Source organism: Mesorhizobium sp. M0292 (genome assembly GCF_040321695.1).
GTDB lineage: Bacteria > Pseudomonadota > Alphaproteobacteria > Rhizobiales > Rhizobiaceae > Mesorhizobium.
Genome location: NZ_JAMYSB010000003.1, coordinates 26,537 through 44,237, shown reverse-complemented (window position 1 = coordinate 44,237; position 17,701 = coordinate 26,537). Strand labels below are relative to the sequence as shown.

At 64.4% G+C, this 17,701-nt stretch carries 15 protein-coding genes; 12 read left to right on the top strand and 3 right to left on the bottom strand.

Annotation, left to right across the window (positions count from 1 at the left end):
* The first annotated feature begins 54 nt into the window (after nucleotides 1–54).
* From NKI96_RS05130 to NKI96_RS05100, 7 genes are all read left to right on the top strand, one after another.
* Complete coding sequence (locus tag NKI96_RS05130; protein ID WP_023670175.1) at nucleotides 55–720, top strand: response regulator transcription factor; 666 nt, start codon at nucleotides 55–57, stop codon at nucleotides 718–720.
* The gene (locus NKI96_RS05125; RefSeq protein WP_023821067.1) at nucleotides 704–2,122 is read left to right on the top strand and encodes an ATP-binding protein; all 1,419 of its coding nucleotides are present in this window, start codon (nucleotides 704–706) and stop codon (nucleotides 2,120–2,122) included. Before NKI96_RS05130 ends, NKI96_RS05125 begins: the two co-directional genes overlap by 17 nt.
* A 173-nt stretch (nucleotides 2,123–2,295) precedes the next feature.
* The gene (locus tag NKI96_RS05120) at nucleotides 2,296–2,739 is read left to right on the top strand and encodes an RT0821/Lpp0805 family surface protein (RefSeq protein ID WP_023821068.1); all 444 of its coding nucleotides are present in this window, start codon (nucleotides 2,296–2,298) and stop codon (nucleotides 2,737–2,739) included.
* Nucleotides 2,740–2,823: 84 nt separating this feature from the next.
* Nucleotides 2,824–3,978 (top strand): c-type cytochrome biogenesis protein CcmI, encoded by a 1,155-nt coding sequence (gene ccmI / locus NKI96_RS05115; RefSeq protein WP_023821069.1) that lies wholly within the window; start codon nucleotides 2,824–2,826, stop codon nucleotides 3,976–3,978.
* A gap of 3 nt (nucleotides 3,979–3,981) precedes the next feature.
* Entirely contained in the window at nucleotides 3,982–4,425 is a 444-nt protein-coding gene (gene ccmE / locus NKI96_RS05110) for a cytochrome c maturation protein CcmE (RefSeq protein WP_023705431.1), read from the top strand.
* On the top strand, nucleotides 4,425–6,416 hold the full coding sequence (locus NKI96_RS05105; protein WP_023738550.1) for a heme lyase CcmF/NrfE family subunit: 1,992 nt from the start codon (nucleotides 4,425–4,427) through the stop codon (nucleotides 6,414–6,416). Before ccmE ends, NKI96_RS05105 begins: the two co-directional genes overlap by 1 nt.
* Nucleotides 6,413–6,877: a cytochrome c-type biogenesis protein gene (locus NKI96_RS05100; RefSeq protein WP_023670181.1), complete on the top strand. Its 465-nt coding sequence runs from the start codon at nucleotides 6,413–6,415 to the stop codon at nucleotides 6,875–6,877. Before NKI96_RS05105 ends, NKI96_RS05100 begins: the two co-directional genes overlap by 4 nt.
* On the opposite strand, the gene NKI96_RS05095 is transcribed toward NKI96_RS05100, so the two are convergent.
* Nucleotides 6,874–7,182, bottom strand: a complete 309-nt coding sequence (locus NKI96_RS05095) for a type II toxin-antitoxin system RelE/ParE family toxin (protein WP_023670182.1) — start codon at nucleotides 7,180–7,182, stop codon at nucleotides 6,874–6,876. The two genes, NKI96_RS05100 and NKI96_RS05095, sit on opposite strands and share 4 nt — an antisense overlap.
* Nucleotides 7,179–7,448 carry a CopG family ribbon-helix-helix protein gene (locus NKI96_RS05090; RefSeq protein ID WP_023670183.1) on the bottom strand — a complete coding sequence of 90 codons (270 nt, stop codon included), beginning with the start codon at nucleotides 7,446–7,448 and terminating at the stop codon, nucleotides 7,179–7,181. Before NKI96_RS05090 ends, NKI96_RS05095 begins: the two co-directional genes overlap by 4 nt.
* Before the next feature lie 191 nt (nucleotides 7,449–7,639).
* On the opposite strand from NKI96_RS05090, the gene NKI96_RS05085 reads away from it, so the two are divergent.
* The 5 genes from NKI96_RS05085 to NKI96_RS05065 all read left to right on the top strand — a co-directional run bounded on the left by NKI96_RS05085 (nucleotide 7,640) and on the right by NKI96_RS05065 (nucleotide 15,207).
* Nucleotides 7,640–9,193: a Do family serine endopeptidase gene (locus NKI96_RS05085; protein WP_023670184.1), complete on the top strand. Its 1,554-nt coding sequence runs from the start codon at nucleotides 7,640–7,642 to the stop codon at nucleotides 9,191–9,193.
* 252 nt (nucleotides 9,194–9,445) lie between these two features.
* Nucleotides 9,446–10,120, top strand: coding sequence for a response regulator transcription factor (locus tag NKI96_RS05080; protein ID WP_023670185.1), 675 nt, complete (start codon nucleotides 9,446–9,448; stop codon nucleotides 10,118–10,120).
* A 107-nt stretch (nucleotides 10,121–10,227) separates the two neighbouring features.
* Nucleotides 10,228–11,703, top strand: coding sequence for a sensor histidine kinase (locus NKI96_RS05075; protein WP_352803197.1), 1,476 nt, complete (start codon nucleotides 10,228–10,230; stop codon nucleotides 11,701–11,703).
* Nucleotides 11,703–14,669 carry a bifunctional [glutamine synthetase] adenylyltransferase/[glutamine synthetase]-adenylyl-L-tyrosine phosphorylase gene (locus NKI96_RS05070; protein ID WP_352538487.1) on the top strand — a complete coding sequence of 989 codons (2,967 nt, stop codon included), beginning with the start codon at nucleotides 11,703–11,705 and terminating at the stop codon, nucleotides 14,667–14,669. The genes NKI96_RS05075 and NKI96_RS05070 overlap by 1 nt, the downstream gene beginning before the upstream one ends.
* A gap of 64 nt (nucleotides 14,670–14,733) precedes the next feature.
* Nucleotides 14,734–15,207 (top strand): EF-hand domain-containing protein, encoded by a 474-nt coding sequence (locus NKI96_RS05065; protein ID WP_023702181.1) that lies wholly within the window; start codon nucleotides 14,734–14,736, stop codon nucleotides 15,205–15,207.
* 104 nt (nucleotides 15,208–15,311) lie between these two features.
* Here NKI96_RS05065 and NKI96_RS05060 read toward each other — a convergent pair whose 3' ends face one another.
* Complete coding sequence (locus NKI96_RS05060) at nucleotides 15,312–17,633, bottom strand: PAS domain-containing sensor histidine kinase (RefSeq protein WP_352657467.1); 2,322 nt, start codon at nucleotides 17,631–17,633, stop codon at nucleotides 15,312–15,314.
* Nucleotides 17,634–17,701 lie beyond the last annotated feature (68 nt).

Below are 17,701 nucleotides of genomic sequence, written 5' to 3'. Positions count from 1 at the left end.
TCCCAGACCACCGGAATCGGCCTATAGCTGACCCATCAACAGGCCTGACCGATCATGCGCGTACTCGTCGTCGAAGATGACAAGGATCTCAACCGGCAACTGGCCGACGCGCTGGTCGATGCCGGCTATGTCGTCGACCGCTCCTATGACGGCGAGGAGGGGCATTTCCTCGGCGACACCGAGCCCTACGATGCCGTCGTGCTCGACATAGGCCTGCCGCAGATGGACGGCATCAGCGTCGTCGAGCGCTGGCGCCGCAACGGCCGCAAGATGCCGGTGCTGATCCTGACAGCGCGCGACCGCTGGAGCGACAAGGTGTCGGGCATCGATGCCGGCGCCGACGACTATGTCACCAAGCCGTTCCACATCGAGGAGGTGCTGGCCAGGGTGAGGGCGCTGATCCGCCGCGCCGCCGGCCATGCCTCGTCCGAGCTCACTTGCGGGCCGCTGCGCCTCGACACCAAGGCCTCCAAGGCCGATGTCAACGGCGTGCCGCTGAAGCTGACCTCGCATGAGTTCCGCCTGCTGGCGTATCTGATGCACCATATGGGCGAGGTGGTGTCGCGCACCGAGCTGGTCGAGCATCTCTACGACCAGGATTTCGACCGCGATTCCAACACCATAGAGGTCTTTGTCGGCCGGCTGCGCAAGAAGATGGGCATCGACATGATCGAAACCGTGCGCGGCATGGGCTATCGCATGCGTGAGCCGGAGGCGTAAGGCGGAACCGCTCCCCATACCAGCAAGGAAGCCTTTTTCGGCGCGGCTCTGGCCGCGCTCGCTGGCCTTCCGCGTCATCGGATTTTCCACGATCTGGGCGATCCTCACCCTGATCGTCATCTTCACTCTGATCACCACGCTCTACCGCCAGGCCAGCGAGCGCGGCTTCGACAGCCTGCTGTCGGCGCATCTGTTCAATCTGATCGGCTCGGTCGGCGTTTCCGAATCCGGCCAGCTCACCGGTGCTCCCGACCTTGGCGACCTGCGCTTCTCGGAGCCGAATTCGGGCTGGTACTGGTCGGTGGAGCCGGCTTCCGAAGGCGTGCACGGCAACCTTCATTCGTCCTCGATGACCACGACGATCCCGTCGCCGACCGTTGCCGAGGTGCCTTTCAATTCCAGTTTCCAGCGCAGCTATTCCACCGACGGCATCGGTGACGAGGAACTGCAAGTGTTCGAAAGCGAATTCGTCCTCGATGCCAAGAACCGCGCCGCGCGCTTCCGCGTAATGGGCAACAAGACCGAGCTCGAGCACGAGATCGCCACCTTCCAGGGCCGCCTGTTGACCTATCTCAGCCTGTTCGGCGTCGGCATGATCGCCATCAATGCGATCGCCATCCTGCTCGGCCTGCAGCCCTTGCGCCGGGTTCGCAACGCGCTTGCCCAGGTGCGCGAAGGCACGGCGCAACGGCTCGACGGCCAGTTTCCCGCCGAGATCGAGCCGCTCGCCAACGAGACCAATGCGCTGATCGAAAACAACAAGCGCATCGTCGAGCGTTCACGCACGCAGGTCGGCAACCTCGCCCATTCGCTGAAGACGCCGCTCGCAGTTTTGATCAACGAGGGCCGGGCGCTCGGCGGCGCCAAGGGCCAGCTCATCGCCGACCAGGCCGCCTCGATGCAGAAGCAGGTCGACCATTATCTGCAGCGGGCTCGGGTCGCCGCGCAGCGCGACAGCGTCGTCTACCGCACGCCGGTGACCCCGCTGGTGCAGCGCATGGTGCGCGTGCTGCAAAAACTCAAGCCTGATGTCAGCCTGTCGCTTACGCTGCCGGCGGCCGACATCGTCTTTGCTGGCGAGCGCGAGGATTTGGAGGAACTGGTCGGCAACCTCCTCGACAATGCGATGAAATGGGCAAGGAGCACTGTTGCCGTATCCGTCACGCCGGCCGCAGCCGGCCTGTTCGAGCTATCGATCGAGGATGACGGTCCCGGCATCCCCGAGGACAAGGCCCGCGATGTCTTGAAACGCGGCCGGCGCCTCGACGAGACAAAGCCGGGAACCGGGCTCGGACTTGCCATCGTTGCCGACCTCGTCAACGAGTATGGCGGGGCGCTGGCGCTGGAACGCTCCACGATGGGCGGGCTGAAGGCGGTTGTGCGCTTGCGGAGCTTGCAATGATGTACTGCCCAGGGCCAATCGACACGGCCGAATGCCTGTGTTATGGCGGCCCCTCGATTGCGCAAAAGCCGTTAAGAACGGCCAAATTTCCGACAAATATCAATAGTATGACGTCCTGACGCCCCGATGACGCGGCCCCCAGCGCATCCCGTTCAAGAAAACCGGTTGTTGGCATGAAGATTCGCGTTGCGCTCGTTTCCGCACTGCTCGCTCTTTCCGGCTGCGGAACGTTGGGCAAGGGCAGTGGCCCGGATATCTCCATCACCAACCCGCCCGCGTCGCCTCCTTCAGGGGCCAAAGTCGCGACGACGATCATCTCGGCCATGGCCGGCGGGCTCGTCGGCGGATCGATCGGCAGCGGCCTGAACAGCACCGAGAAGCGCAAGGCGCTCGAGGCGGAATACAAGGCGCTCGAATATACGGGGAGCGGCCAGAAGGTGACGTGGAAGAGCGACAGTTCGGCTCATTCCGGCGAAGTCGTCGCGGCCCAGCCCTACCGCGTCGGCTCGCAGGATTGCCGCCAGTACACCCATACGGTGTTTACCGGCACGGCCGGCCAGACCGCGCGGGGCACCGCATGCCGCAACGCCGACGGCAGCTGGACGCCGCTGACCTGAACATTGGGCCGGGGTCGGAATCCGTCAAAGCGTCGCAGCACCCTCATGTTGTGAGAGCAGGGCTCTCGCTCTATTGAAAGAACCATGCTGTTCTGGGTCATAGCCGCACTCCTCACGCTGGGCGCAAGCCTGGCGGTGCTGCTGCCGCTGACCAGCGGCGGCAAGGGCGCTCCGACCAGCAGCGACCATGATCTCGAAGTCTATCGCGACCAATTGGCCGAGCTTGAGCGTGACGCCGCGCGCGGCCTGATTCAGCCGGCCGAAGCCGAGGAGGCGCGCACTGAGATCGCCCGCCGCATCCTTCGCCTGGGAGATGTTGGTCAAGCCAATGTCGGTCAAGCCGATGCACCTGGCGCGCGGCAGCCGTCGAGGGCGGCCAGGTTGATGGCAACATCAGCGGTGCTGGTGGTCCCGCTGCTCAGCTGGGGCCTGTACAGCCAGCTCGGCTCGCCGGATCTGCCGTCGCAGCCGCTTGCCGAACGGCTGGCCAAGAATCCGGCCGATAGTTCGGTCGACGAGTTGGTGGCGCGCGCCGAGGCCCATCTTGCCGCCAACCCTGGCGATGGACGCGGCTGGGACGTGCTCGCCCCGATCTATCTGCGCCTGCAGCGCTTTCCCGATGCCGTGACCGCCTATCGCAATGCCATCCGCCTCGATGGCGACACGGCCGCCCGCGAGGCCGGCCTCGGCGAAGCGATTGCCAATGCGGCCGGCGGCATCGTTTCGGCCGATGCGCAATCCGCTTTCGGACAGGCGCTAAAACTCGACCCGGCAAACGCGAAAGCCTCGTTCTATTTGGCGATGGCGCTGGCCCAGGAAGGCCGCATACCCGAGGCAACCGCGGCGTGGCAGAAAATGCTCGATTCCCTGCCGCAGGATTCACCATGGCGCGGAGCTGTCCAACAGGCGTTAGCCGAGGCTGCCAACCGCAGCGTCGCCTCAGGAGAGCCGGCGAAAGGCCCCGATGCCGCGGCCGTCGACGCCGCCTCGTCGATGGCGCCGCAGGACAGGCAGGCCATGATCGAAACCATGGTCGCCGGCCTCGACGAAAAATTGCGGCAAAATCCGCGCGACACGGAAGGATGGATGCGGCTCATTCGTTCCTATGTTGTGCTGGGCAAGGCCGACCAGGCGCGCGACGCGCTGCATCGCGGTATTGCCGTGTTTGGCGCCGACAGTGAGGAAGCGAAGAAATTCACCGCCTTTGCCGCCTCGCTCGGCCTGACGGCGACGGAGTAGGACATGACGCGCAAGCAGAAGCGATTGTCGGTGATTGTCGGAGGTCTTGCCTTCCTCGGCGCCGCCACCGGGCTGACCTTCTATGCGTTGGGCCAGAAGGCCTCCTATTTCTATATGCCCGCCGATCTGACCACCGCCAGCTTGCAGCCGGGACAGCGCATCAGGCTCGGCGGCCTCGTCGAAAAGGGCACGGTCGTGCGCGGGCAGGGCGCGACGGTTGCGTTCTCGGTCACCGACGCGCACAAATCGGTCAAGGTCAGCTATACCGGCATCCTGCCCGATCTGTTCCGCGAGGAGCAGGGCGTCATCACCGAAGGCAGCTTTGGCGCCGACGGCGTTTTCGTCGCCGACAGCGTGCTGGCCAAGCATGACGAGCGCTACATGCCCAAGGAAGTCGCTGACGGGCTGAAGGCCAAGGGCGTGTGGCAAGAGAGCAAGAGCCAGTAATGGTTGAGACCGGACACTTCGCGCTCGTCCTCGCCTTTGTGCTGTCGCTGGTGCAGACGCTGGTGCCGCTGATCGGCGCCCGTACCGGCAACCAGAGGCTGATGGCTGTCGGCGGTCCCGTCACGGTCACAGGCTTCGCGCTCACGGCGCTATCGTTCGCAGCACTCGCCGGCGCCTATGCAAGTTCCGATTTCTCGGTGGCGAGCGTGTGGGAAAACTCGCATTCGCTGCAGCCGCTGATCTACAAGATCACCGGAACCTGGGGCAATCACGAAGGCTCGATGCTGCTCTGGGTGCTGATCCTGACCTTCTTCGGTGCGCTGGTCGCTGTCTTCGGCTCCAACCTTCCGGCGACGCTGCGCGCCAATGTGCTGGCCGTGCAGGGGGCTATCGGCGCCACCTTCTTCCTGTTCATCCTGGCGACATCCAATCCGTTCACCCGGCTCAATCCGGCGCCGATCGAGGGCCGCGATCTCAACCCGGTCCTGCAGGATCTTGGCCTCGCCATCCATCCGCCGCTGCTCTATCTCGGCTATGTCGGGTTCTCTATCTGCTTTTCCTTCTCGGTCGCCGCCCTCATCGAAGGCCGCATCGATGCCTCCTGGGCGCGCTGGGTGCGGCCGTGGACGCTGGTCGCCTGGATGTTCCTCACCGGCGGCATCGCGATGGGCTCCTACTGGGCCTATTACGAGCTCGGCTGGGGCGGCTTCTGGTTCTGGGATCCGGTTGAAAACGCCTCCTTTATGCCATGGCTGGCCGGCACGGCTCTTCTGCATTCGGCAATCGTCATGGAAAAGCGCTCGGCGCTCAAGATCTGGACGCTGCTGCTAGCCATCCTCACCTTCTCGCTGTCGCTGCTCGGCACCTTCCTGGTGCGCTCCGGTGTGCTGACCTCGGTGCATGCTTTCGCCACCGATCCGACCCGCGGCATCTTCATCCTGTGCATTTTGACGCTGTTCATCGGCGGCTCGCTGGCCCTGTTTGCGCTGCGCGCCTCGCGGCTGACGGCCGGCGGCCTGTTCCACCCGATCTCGCGCGAAGGCGCGCTTGTCCTCAACAATCTGTTCCTGACCACGGCCACCGCAACCGTGCTGGTCGGCACACTTTATCCGCTCGCGGTCGAAGCGCTTTCGGCCGGCAAGATCTCGGTCGGCGCCCCCTTCTTCAACCTGACATTCGGCCCGCTGATGGTGCCGCTGCTGGTCGTGGTTCCGTTCGGGCCGCTGCTAGCCTGGAAGCGCGGTGACCTCTATGCCGTCGCCCAGCGCCTGATGGCGGCTTTCGGCGCCGCTCTCCTGGCGATGCTGGTCACGGGGCTGTTCATCGACGGCGCGTCGGTGTTCGCCGCCCTTGGTGTCGGCCTCGCCTGCTGGCTGGTCTGCGGCGCGCTTACCGACCTCGCCGTCAAGTCCGGCTTTGGCAATGTGTCGCCCGCCATCATGCTGCGCCGTTTCGCCGGCCTGCCGCGTTCGGTGTTCGGCACTGCACTTGCCCATCTCGGCCTCGGGCTGACGACGCTCGGCATTGTCGGCACGCTGTGCTTCGGCACCGAAAGGATACTGTCGATGCATGCCGGCGAGAGCGTCGAACTCTCCGGCCACACGCTGCGTTTCGACGGCCTCTTCCCGGCGCAGGGTCCGAATTACAGCGAGCAGCGCGGCCGCTTTTCCGTGATCGGCGCCGGTGGCGGCGTTTCAGCCGAGATCACCTCGGCCAAGCGCTTCTTTCCGGTGCGGCAGACGACGACGACCGAATCCGGCATCGAGACGATCGGCTTCAGCCAACTCTATCTGTCGCTGGGCGATGAGGGCACCGATGGGTCGGTCGTGGTGCGCCTGTGGTGGAAGCCGCTGGTGACGCTGATCTGGGGCGGAGCTCTGGTGATGATGGCGGGAGCCGCAATGTCGCTGCTCGACCGGCGCCTGCGGGTTGGCGCACCCTCGCGCCGCCGCAAGCAGGCAGCCTCCATGCCGTCGGCAGGCGCGCCGTGAGCACCAGGTTCTCGTTGGCCTCGCTCACCCTGCTTCTGGCGCTGCTGTTTGCCGGCGCGGCGCAAGCGGTGAAACCGGACGAGGTTCTCACCGATCCGGCGCTCGAGGCGAGGGCGCGGCTACTGTCGGAAGGCCTGCGCTGCATGGTCTGCCAGAACCAGTCCATCGACGAATCCGATGCAGACCTCGCCCGCGACCTGCGCATCCTGGTGCGCCAGCGCCTGGTTGCCGGCGATACCGACCAGCAGGTGATGGACTATATCGTGTCGCGCTACGGCGAGTTCGTGCTGTTGAAGCCGCGCTTCAGCCCGCGCAACGCCTTGCTTTGGGGCACGCCGGTGCTTCTGCTTCTAGTCGGCGGCATTTTCATTGTGCTGACCACACGCTCCCGCCGCTCGTTGGCAACCAAGGCGCTGAGCGCCGAGGAACAGGCGGCGCTGGACAAGATGCTGAGCGACTAGCTCGGCCATTCCTCCAAAGGCCAGTCCCGCGACGTGTGGATGGCGCGCAGGATAACAATGCTCTGACGGCCGGCGATCAGGCGCAATTCATAGGCAATGATGTAGGGCAGGCGGCCGATGGGCTTCTCATAAGTGCCTGTTACCCGGCCAGGTCGGCCCGTCGCCATATCACCAAGGCCCCGGCCCATTTCACGGATACGGTCCGCGAGGCGTCGGGCGGCGGCAGGATTGTCCTGAGCGATAAAGGCAACTTGCTGCGTGAGATCGTCCAGCGCCTCTCGCGACCAGGTGACGAACCGCTTCACGCCTTGCCTGCGCGCCTGGCTTTCGCTGCTTCGATCACCGCGTCGACCTCCGCCATGGCGTCGTCGTGGGGCACGACGCGGCCAGCCTCTGCGTCGGCCATGCCACGTTTTATGCCTTCGATGATATCCAGCTCGCGATCGACATAGGCTGAGACCGCCTCGGCGGCGAGGAATGATTTACTACGCCTGGTATCGGTAGCGATCTGCTCCAGCTTCAGCTTGGTCTCGGACGAGACTCGAATGGTCATGGTGGTGCTTGCTGTCATTGTGAAAGCCTTGTGCTGAGTTGTGTACACCATAGCGCAGCAGGCGAGCGCAACCAAGCGATTTGTGCGTCCGCCCAACATTACAAAACTTTCATGCTTCGGAAATGGCGCGGTAATGTGCGCCTCTCTATTTCTCTTGTCCGAGGATGCTCTGCCTGAGCCGCATCCAGTGAAAAGAGGATATGAGACCCATGACTATCGCCCCCAACCCATATTCCCGGACCCGCAAGCGCCTGTTGGCCGCCGCCGCTTCGCTGGCCATTGCCGGCGGCATCGGTTTCGGCGCCGTTGCCACTGGTACAGCTCCCGTTCTGGCCGATGCCGTGCGGGTCGAAGCGCCGCAGGTACCGGGCTTTGCCGACGTCGTCGAGCGCGTTTCGCCGGCCGTGGTCAGCGTCAAGGTCAAGGCCAAGATCGAGCCTGCCGCCGATGACGGCTCCGACCAGTCCGACGATCCGGACGGCATGAACAACCTGCCCGACAATCCGCAGCTGCGCCAGTTCTTCAAGCAATTCCGGGGCTTTGGCGATCAGAACGGCCAGGGCGGCGGCAATCGTCGCTTCAGCCACCGCGACCATAACAACGACCAGCCGCGTCCGGTAGCCCAGGGTTCGGGCTTCTTCATCTCCGATGACGGTTATCTCGTCACCAACAACCATGTCGTCGAGGAAGGCTCCGCCTTCACAGTGGTAATGAATGACGGCAAGGAGCTTGACGCCAAGCTGATCGGCACCGATCCGCGCACCGATCTGGCGGTGCTCAAGGTCGATGGCGTCGGCAAGTTCACCTATGTCGATTTCGCCGACGATTCCAAGGTTCGCGTCGGCGACTGGGTGGTGGCCGTCGGCAATCCGTTCGGCCTCGGCGGCACCGTCACCGCCGGCATCGTCTCGGCCCGTGGCCGTGATATCGGCGCCGGTCCCTACGACGACTTCATCCAGATCGACGCCTCGGTCAACCGCGGCAATTCGGGCGGCCCGACCTTCAACCTCAACGGCCAGGTCGTCGGCATCAACACCGCGATCTTCTCGCCGTCGGGCGGAAGCGTCGGCATCGCCTTCGACATTCCGGCCTCCACCGCCAAGCAGGTGGTGCAGGATCTGATGAAGAGCGGCTCGGTGCAGCGTGGCTGGCTCGGCGTCGAAATCCAGCCGGTTACATCGGACATCGCCGAATCGCTGGGCCTGAAGTCGCAGAACGGGGCTCTGGTTTCGGGCGCCCAGGACGGTGGCCCCGGCAAGAAGGCCGGCATCACCGCCGGTGACGTGATCACCCAGGTCGAAGGCAAGGACGTCGCATCGCCGAAGGAACTGGCTCGTCTGATCGGCGCGTACCCACCCGGCAAGTCGGTCGACGTCACGGTGTGGCGCGACGGCAAGAGCCAGACCATCAAGGTCGATCTCGGCACGTTGCCATCCACTGACAAGCAGGCCTCGGCCGACCCGCAGCAGCCCGCGGCACCGGCAAAGCCCGCCGCGCTGGCCGATCTCGGCCTCACCGTCACCAAGTCGGAAAACGGCAAGGGCCTGGTGGTGACCGATGTCGATCCCGACAGCGATGCCGCCGACCGCGGCATCCAGCCCGGCGATGTCATCACCTCGGTCAATTCGACGGAGGTGAACGGCACCGAAGACGTCGCCAAGGCGATGGCCGATGCGGTCAAGTCCGGCCGCAAGGCGGTGCTGATGCAGATCACCCGCGACGATTCAAACCGCTTCGTCGCGCTGCCAGTCGCCAAAGGCTGACATCACACAGTTTCCAGTGCGGCGGTTTCAACACCCCCGAGCCGCCGCACGGGAAGCAAGGGGCCGAACGCGTTAGTCAGTCATCGTGTTCTGCCCCCGGCGGCAGCGGGCCCCCATCGCCCGCTGCCGCTCTAACATCGAAGCATGTCGCCCAAAGTGCACGGCGGTTTGGCAAAACGACATGCTTGAACGAAAGCTTTTGCGCTTATGGCGGCCTCTCAATCTTCCGGCGAAATCGCGTATAACGGCTCTATGAAGATTCTCGTCATAGAAGACGATCGCGAGGCGGCCGACTATATGCAGAAGGCCTTTGCCGAGGCTGGGCACACCGCCCATGTAGCCGGCGACGGCGAAACCGGCTTTGCGCTGGCCGATGCCGGCGACTATGACGTGATGGTCGTCGACCGCATGATGCCACGCCGCGACGGGCTCTCCGTCATTGCCGGCCTGCGCTCGCGCGGCAACACCACGCCGGTGCTGATCCTGTCGGCGCTGGGCGAAGTCGATGACCGCGTCACCGGTCTGCGCGCCGGCGGGGACGACTATCTGACCAAGCCCTATGCCTTTTCCGAATTGCTCGCCCGCGTCGAGGTGCTGAACCGCCGCGCCAGCGCCAGGGAGGCCGAAACCGTCTACAGGGTCGGCGATCTCGAGCTTGACCGGCTGTCCCATTCGGTCAAGCGCGCGGCGCGCGAGATCACGCTGCAGCCGCGCGAATTCCGCCTGCTCGAATATCTGATGCGCCATGCCGGCCAGGTGGTGACGCGCACCATGCTGCTCGAAAATGTCTGGGACTATCATTTCGATCCGCAGACCAACGTCATCGACGTTCACGTCTCGCGCCTGCGTGGCAAGATCGAGAAGGGTTTCGACAAGCCGATCCTGCATACGGTTCGCGGCGCCGGCTATATGCTGAAGAGCGGCTAGAGCATGATCCCAAAAAGTAGGTACCGGTTTTTGGAGAAGATCATGCTCCAACAAAGGGGTAGGTCATGGTGAGATTTCAGCCAAATCTCATCATGAGCTAGAACTCGATGGCCCTTTCCCTGCCGGCCATCATGAGGACTACGGCGGCGCGGCTTTCAGCGCTTTATTTCCTGCTTTTCGCGCTATGTGCCGTGTTGCTGGTCTTCTACATGACGTCGTTGTCGGCCCGCATGCTGACCGGCCAGACCCAGCAGACCATCAATGACGAGGTGCTCGGCCTCGCTCGTGCCTATCAGAGCGGCGGCCTGCCGCGGCTGGTGCGCGTCGTCGAGCAGCGCTCGCGCCAGCCCGGCGCCAACCTCTATCTCATTGCCGATGTCAACGGCCAGATCCTCACCGGCAACGTGCAGAGCCTGGCACCGGGGGTGCTCGAGACCGATGGCTGGACGACCGAACCCTTCTCCTATCGCCGTTTCGGCGAAGGTGAGCTCGAACGGCAGCGCAACCAGGCTTCTGACCCGAATGGCGCGCAGCCCGGCGAGACCGAAATTCAGCCCGAGGGCGAGAAGGGCCACAACGCCATCGCGCTGGTGCTGCGGCTGCCCAACCAGATGATCATGCTGGTCGGCCGCGATCTCGGCGAGCCCGAGCGCTTCCGCGCCGTCGTCCGCCGCGCCCTGATGCTGGCGCTGGGCATGATGGGCCTGGGCGGGCTGCTGATCTGGTTCCTTGTCGGCCGCGCCGCGCTGAAGCGCATCGACAGCGTCTCGGAGGCAAGCCGCCGCATCATGGGCGGCGATCTCACGGGACGGCTGCCGGTGACCGGCGCCGGCGATGAGTTCGACCGCCTGTCGGAAAACCTCAACACCATGCTGGCCAGGATAGCGACGCTCAACGAAGGGCTGAAGCAGGTCTCCGACAACATCGCCCATGATTTGAAGACGCCGCTGACCAGACTGCGCAACCGCGCTGAGGCGACACTTTCGGGCAAGCACAAGACCACCGACTACCGGCAGGCGCTGGAAGGCACCATCGCCGAATCCGACCAGCTGATAAAAACCTTCAACGCCATCCTGATGATCTCCAGGCTGGAGGCCGGCTATTCCTCGGAGAGCACCAGCAAGGTCGATCTCGCCGCCGCGGTGCATGACGTTGTCGAGCTTTATGAGCCGGTGGCGGAGGAGGCTGGCGTGGTGCTTGAAACTGCCGCGGACGGGAATTTTTCCGTCGATGGCAACCGCGAGCTGATCGGCCAGGCACTGTCGAACATCGTCGACAACGCCATCAAATACTCGACCGATGCGACGGAAAAGCCTGCCGTGCGCGTAGCCCTGCAGCGCGTCGGTCACGAAATCCGCCTTTCCGTTTCCGACAATGGCCATGGCATCCCCGACGATGCCGACCGCGCCAGGGCGACCGAGCGCTTCGTGCGGCTGGAAAAGAGCCGCTCGCAGCCGGGATCCGGTCTTGGCCTCAGCCTCGCCAAGGCGATCACGACTTTTCACAATGGCCGGCTTGAACTTCTGCCTGCCAATCCCGGATTGTCCGTTATCATGAGCTTCCCGGCGCGGGAGGACCATTGATGGCGGTGAGGATGGCTGCGAAACGGATCGAGACCGAATGGCGCCTGCAACTGGCGGCGCAGCTCGCGCCGCTGGATGAGGCCCGCGCCCGGCGTGAACTGTCGGAGATCGCTGGCGATGCCAAGGACGAGAACCTGCCGCGGCTGGCGAAATTCCTAGGAGGCAAGGGCACCGCACAGGAGTTTCTCGCTGCCGTCTTCGATCTCTCGCCCTTCCTCCGCGATGTTGCGCGCCGCCGGCCGCAAATCCTCGACGCGCTGTTCGATGGCAGTGTCGAGGCTCGGCTGCTCGCCATCGCCGAAGCGATCGGCAAGGCCGCCTTTTCCGAGACCGTTTCCGAATCCAGCCTGATGATGGAACTCAGGCAGTGGAAGGGTGAAGCTCACTTCCTGATCGCACTTGCAGACCTCTCCGGCGAGGCCGATGCCGCGCTGACGGTAAGGCGCCTCAGCAATCTCGCCGATGCCTGCACCTGCGCGGCGGTCGACTTCCTGCTGCGCGAGGCGCACAGCCAAGGCAAGCTCAAATTGCCCGATCCCGAAAATCCGTCACGGCAATCCGGCTGGATCGTGCTCGGCATGGGCAAGCTTGGCGCGCATGAACTGAATTTCTCCTCCGACATCGACCTCGTCGTCTTCTTCGATCCGGATGCGCCGGCGATCGTCGATCCGCTCGACGCCACAGAGCTGTTTGCGCGCCTGACCCGCAGGCTGGTCCGCATCCTGCAGGACCGCACCGGGCACGGCTATGTCTTCCGCACCGATTTGAGGCTTCGTCCCGATCCAGGCTCGACGCCGCTGGCGATCCCGGTCGAGGCAGCACTTCGCTACTATGAGGCGCGCGGCCAGAACTGGGAGCGCGCCGCCATGATCAAGGCGCGTCCCGTGGCCGGCGATCTCGATGCCGGGGATGCGTTCCTGCGGGAATTGCAGCCCTATGTCTGGCGCAAATACATGGACTATGCGGCGATCGCCGACGTTCATTCGATCAAGCGCCAGATCCATGCCCACAAGGGTCATGGCGAGATCGCGGTCAAAGGACACAACGTCAAGCTCGGCCGCGGCGGCATTCGCGAAATCGAGTTCTTCGTCCAGACCCAGCAACTGATCGCCGGCGGCCGTTTTCCGGAGCTGCGCGGCCGCGAGACGGTGCCGATGCTGGGTGCGCTGGCGGCGCGCAACTGGATCACCGCCGATGCACGCGACGCGCTCACGCAGCAATATTGGTTTCTGCGCCGCGTCGAACACGCCATCCAGATGGTCGCCGACGAGCAGACGCATATTCTGCCCGACGATGATGAAGGGCTGGAACGCATCGCCCATATGCTGGGCTTTGCCGATGCCGCCAGATTTGCCGAAACCTTTCGCGCGGCTTTGCATGAGGTCGAGCGCCATTACGCCGCGCTGTTCGAGACCGCGCCTGAATTGTCGGCCGGCGTCGGCAATCTGGTCTTCACCGGCGATGTCGACGATCCCGACACGCTGCAGACCTTGCACGGCCTTGGCTTCCAGCGGCCAAGCGACATCTGCCGCGTGATTCGGGGCTGGCATTTCGGCCGCTATCGCGCCACCCAGTCGGCGGAAGCGCGCGAGCGGCTGACCGAACTGACGCCGGCGCTGCTCAAAGCCTTCGGCCAGACGCGCCGGGCCGACGAGGCGCTGGTTCGCTTCGATGAACTCCTCGCCGGCCTGCCCGCCGGCATCCAGCTGTTTTCGCTGCTGCAGTCGAATCCCGCTCTGCTGAAGCTTATGGCGACGATCATGGGCGCCGCGCCTCGGCTGGCGGCAATCATCACAAGGCGCCCGCATGTCTTCGACGGTCTGCTCGACCCGGCGCTGCTCACCGAACTGCCCAACCGCGCCTATCTCTCAGCGCGGTTGGCCGCTTTCATCGATGGCGACAGGCCCTACGAGGATGTGCTTGACCGGCTGCGCATCTTTGCCTCCGAGCAGAAATTCCTGATCGGTGTCAGGCTGCTCGCCGGCTCGATCGACCCGGCGCGCGCCGGCCGCGCCTTTTCCGATCTCGCCGACCTCACCATCGACGCCGCATTGCAGGCGGTGACCACCGAATTCGCGCTGCGCCACGGCGGTATCGCCGGCGGCACCGTGTCGCTGCTCGGCATGGGCAAACTCGGCAGCCGCGAGCTCACCGCCGGCTCCGATGTCGACCTCATTCTGCTCTACGACCACGACGCGAATGCCGACGAGTCCGACGGCGACAAGCCGCTCGCACCATCGCACTACTATACCAGGATGACGCAGCGGCTGATCGCGGCTGTCTCGGCGCCGACCGCCGAAGGCGTTCTCTACGAGCTCGACCTGCGCTTGCGGCCATCCGGCAACAAGGGGCCGGTGGCCACCCACATCGATGCCTTCAAGAAATACCAGCGCCAGGAGGCCTGGACCTGGGAGCACATGGCCCTGGCCCGGGGGCGCGCCATCGGCGGCGACGCGGCCCTTTGCGCCGAGGTCGAGGCCGAGGTGGCGGCACTTCTGGCCTTGCCGCGCGACGCCGCCAAGGTGAGGGCGGAGGCATCCGAGATGCGCGCGCTGATCGAGAAGGAAAAATCGCCGCGCGATCTCTGGGACATCAAGCTCATCTCCGGCGGCCTCATCGACCTCGAATTCATCGCGCAGGTGGCGGTTATAACCGGGCAGGTCGAAGCCGGCCGCAGGGTGACCGCGACCGGCGAAATCCTGGCGCATCTGTCGCCGGATTTCGCCGAGGCTGACGTCAGGCAGCAGCTTTGCGAAGCCTACCAACTCTATCTGGCGCTGACCCAGATGACGCGGCTTTGCCTCACCGGTGCATTCGAACGCGATGACGTTCCGCCGGGATTGTCGGATCTGCTTCTGGCGGTGACTGACCTGCCGGATTTCGGTGTGCTGGAAGCACATCTCAAGGAAACGTCGCAAAAGGTCAGAAAGGATTTCAACCTTTTGCTTCGTACGAAACGGTCGTGAGGGCGTGAAGCGTTGGCGGCTGTTTCGGATCGCATCGGGGGTGACGATGCAACAGGAGATACCCATGAGAAAGACAACCGGACTTGCCCTTGCCTTTGTCGCGCTTGCCGGCGCCGTTGGCACCACCGCCTATGCCGAGAACAATGCCAGCGCCAGAATGCGCGAGGGCGCGATGATGCGCCTCGACAAGGCGATGAAGGATTCCAACGGCACCATCAGCTTCGACCAGTTTTCCGACGCCATGAACGCGCGGCTGAAGAAGCTGGTCGCCGATAATGGCGGCAAGCTGACAGTCGCCCAGCTCGCTGACGCGCTGGAGAAGGCGCGGTTCGAGGAAATGGCCAAGCGCATAGTTGCCCGCTACGACAGCAAGGGCGACGGCACGCTGACCACGGACGACATCACCGGGCGCGAGAAGAAGGTGTTCGCCATGCTCGACCGCAACAATGACGGCAAGATCGAGCGCAACGAACTGCCAAAGAAAGGCCGCATGGGCCGCCACCACCAATGGGACGGCGGCGACGACAGCATGGAGTGAAATGGCGATATGTCTCCGGCGGCGAAAGCCGCCGGAGCCCTTACATGACCGGGGCTACTCAGTCCTTGAACGCGGCGGAGAGCACCGCTCGCATTGGCGGGCCGTCAGGCCGCCGCCTTCACCGCCAGCGCCGGCTTCTTCACCGGAATGCGCACCGACACGATCGTGCCGACGCCTTCGGTCGAGCGGATTTTCAGCGCGCCGCCCTGCAGCTCGGCCAGCGAGCGCGAGATGGCAAGGCCGAGGCCGGAGCCGGCGTGGTTCTTCGAAAACTGGTTCTGCACCTGTTCGAAGGGGCGGCCAAGCTTGCTCAGTGCCTCCTTCGGAATGCCGCAGCCATTGTCCTCGATGGTCAGCACCAGCGCGCCTGACGTGTTGCGGGCGCGCACCGAGATATGGCCGCCCTGACCGGTGAACTTCACCGCATTCGACAGCAGATTGATGGCGATCTGCTTGATCGCCCGGCGGTCGGCGAACAGCGTCATCGTATCGGCGATGCGGGTTTCGACCGTGATCGATTTCTCCGCCGCCTGCAGCGAGATCACCCGCACCGTCTCGCGGATCAGCGGGCAGAGATCGATTTCCTCGCGGTCCACCGAGAATTGGCCGGCTTCGATCTTCGACATATCGAGTATGTCGTTGATGACGCCGAGCAGATATTTGCCGCTGCCGTTGATGTCGTTGGCATATTCCTCGTAGCGCGGCGAACCGAGCGGCCCGAACAGGCCTTGTTCCATCAGTTCGGAGAACCCGATGATGGCGTTGAGCGGCGTGCGCAGCTCGTGCGACATGTTGGCTAGGAATTCGGATTTGGCCCGATTGGCGGCCTCGGCGCGCTCGGTTTCCTTCATATATTCGCGGTTGAGCTCGACCAGTTCCTTGGCGCGCTCTTCCTCGGCCCGGCGGGCGAGGCTGAGGTCGTGGATGGTCGCCATCAGCCGGCGCTCGCTGTCGACCAGCTTTTCCTGGTGCAGCTTGATCTGGGTGATGTCGGAGCCGACGGAGACCGTGCCGCCGTCCCGGGTCCTCAGTTCGTTGACCTGCAGCCAGCGGCCGTCGGAGAGCTGCCGCTCGAAGGTTGCGCCCCCTTGCGGCCCGTTGGTGTTGGCCAGCCGCCGTTCAGAGGCGAAGGCCAGCATGCGCTCTTCAAGCACGGCGCGCGCAGCGCCCGGCATGACGTCGCGGTCCGACAGGCCGTTGTCCTTCTGGTATTTGGAATTGCACATGATCAGGCGCTGGGCGGCATCCCACAGCACGAAGGATTCGTTGATGTTTTCGATCGCGGTCCGCAGGCGCAGGTCGGCCGCCTCCGAGCGCAGCGCCAGATGCCGCTGCTCGGTGACGTCGACGGCAATGCCGATCAGCTGGATCTCAGGCGCTTCCGGGTCGATCACCTGGGCCCTGGCGCGCATCCACACCCACTGGCCGTCGGCGTGACGCATCCGGAACACCTGGTCGATATGGTCGATCTCGCGCTCGACGATTTTGTTGGCCAGCTCGAACAGGTCGCCGTCCTCGGGGTGGATGATGTCGTCGACCTCGCCGAACGACAGCATCGAGTTGCAGGGCTCGTAGCCCAGCATGTCGTACATCGAGCGCGACCAGTACATCTTGCCGCGCACCATGTCCCAGTCCCACAGGCCGCAGCGACCGCGAACCAGCGCCATGTCGATGCGCTGATGGGCTTCGAGATAGATGCGGTCGGCTGTCTGGGCGCGCGATGCCTGGCCGAAATAGGCGTAGAGGATGATGATCAGCACGCCGGCTGTCAGCACAAACAGCGTGACGTTGAGCGAGACGGTCTTGCGCCAGTTGTCGAACACCGCTTCCTGCGGCACCAGCACGGCGGCGGCGTTCTTGCGGTCCCGGGTCAGGCTCACCGCCGCGTACCAGTCCTGGCCGCCGATGCTGACATCCATGACCCCGGCGCGGTCGCCGAACATGAACAGCGGCTGGCCGTCCAGCACCAGGCTGTCCAGCGATCGCCCTTGCCAGCCGGTCGACAGCGGCGACACGGCAATGATCTTGAAGGCGCTGTCGGTGATCACAAGCACATGGCTTCTGCCCATGGCGCCCTGGCGGCTCGTGCTTTCCAGAAGATCAATTGCACCGCTGGATGCCGCGGTCGGGTCGGCCGAGATTGCGTTCGCCATCTGGCCGGCGGCGAGACCTAGCACCGCCTTGCCGTCGCGCTCGGCCTCGTCGCGCTCGTTCATCAGCGACAGCACGCGCAGTGCGGCGATGACGATCAGGAAGATGATGATGAGAGCCGGTATCGAACGGCGCAGAAGGGGTTCGGCAGCCAGGAGCCGCCGGTAGGCTGGTTCAGCGATGAGCCGCGTATTGCCGGCGAGGCCGTCGCCTCGCGCCTTGCGCCGCTCAAAAGCCGTCCCTTCGGGCGCGCCCCACGCGTCCGCCTTGGCCATAAATGGCACTCCCCGAATTTCCGTACGCTTGACGATCCGGCAACACCGCACATCCGAATCGTCTGTAA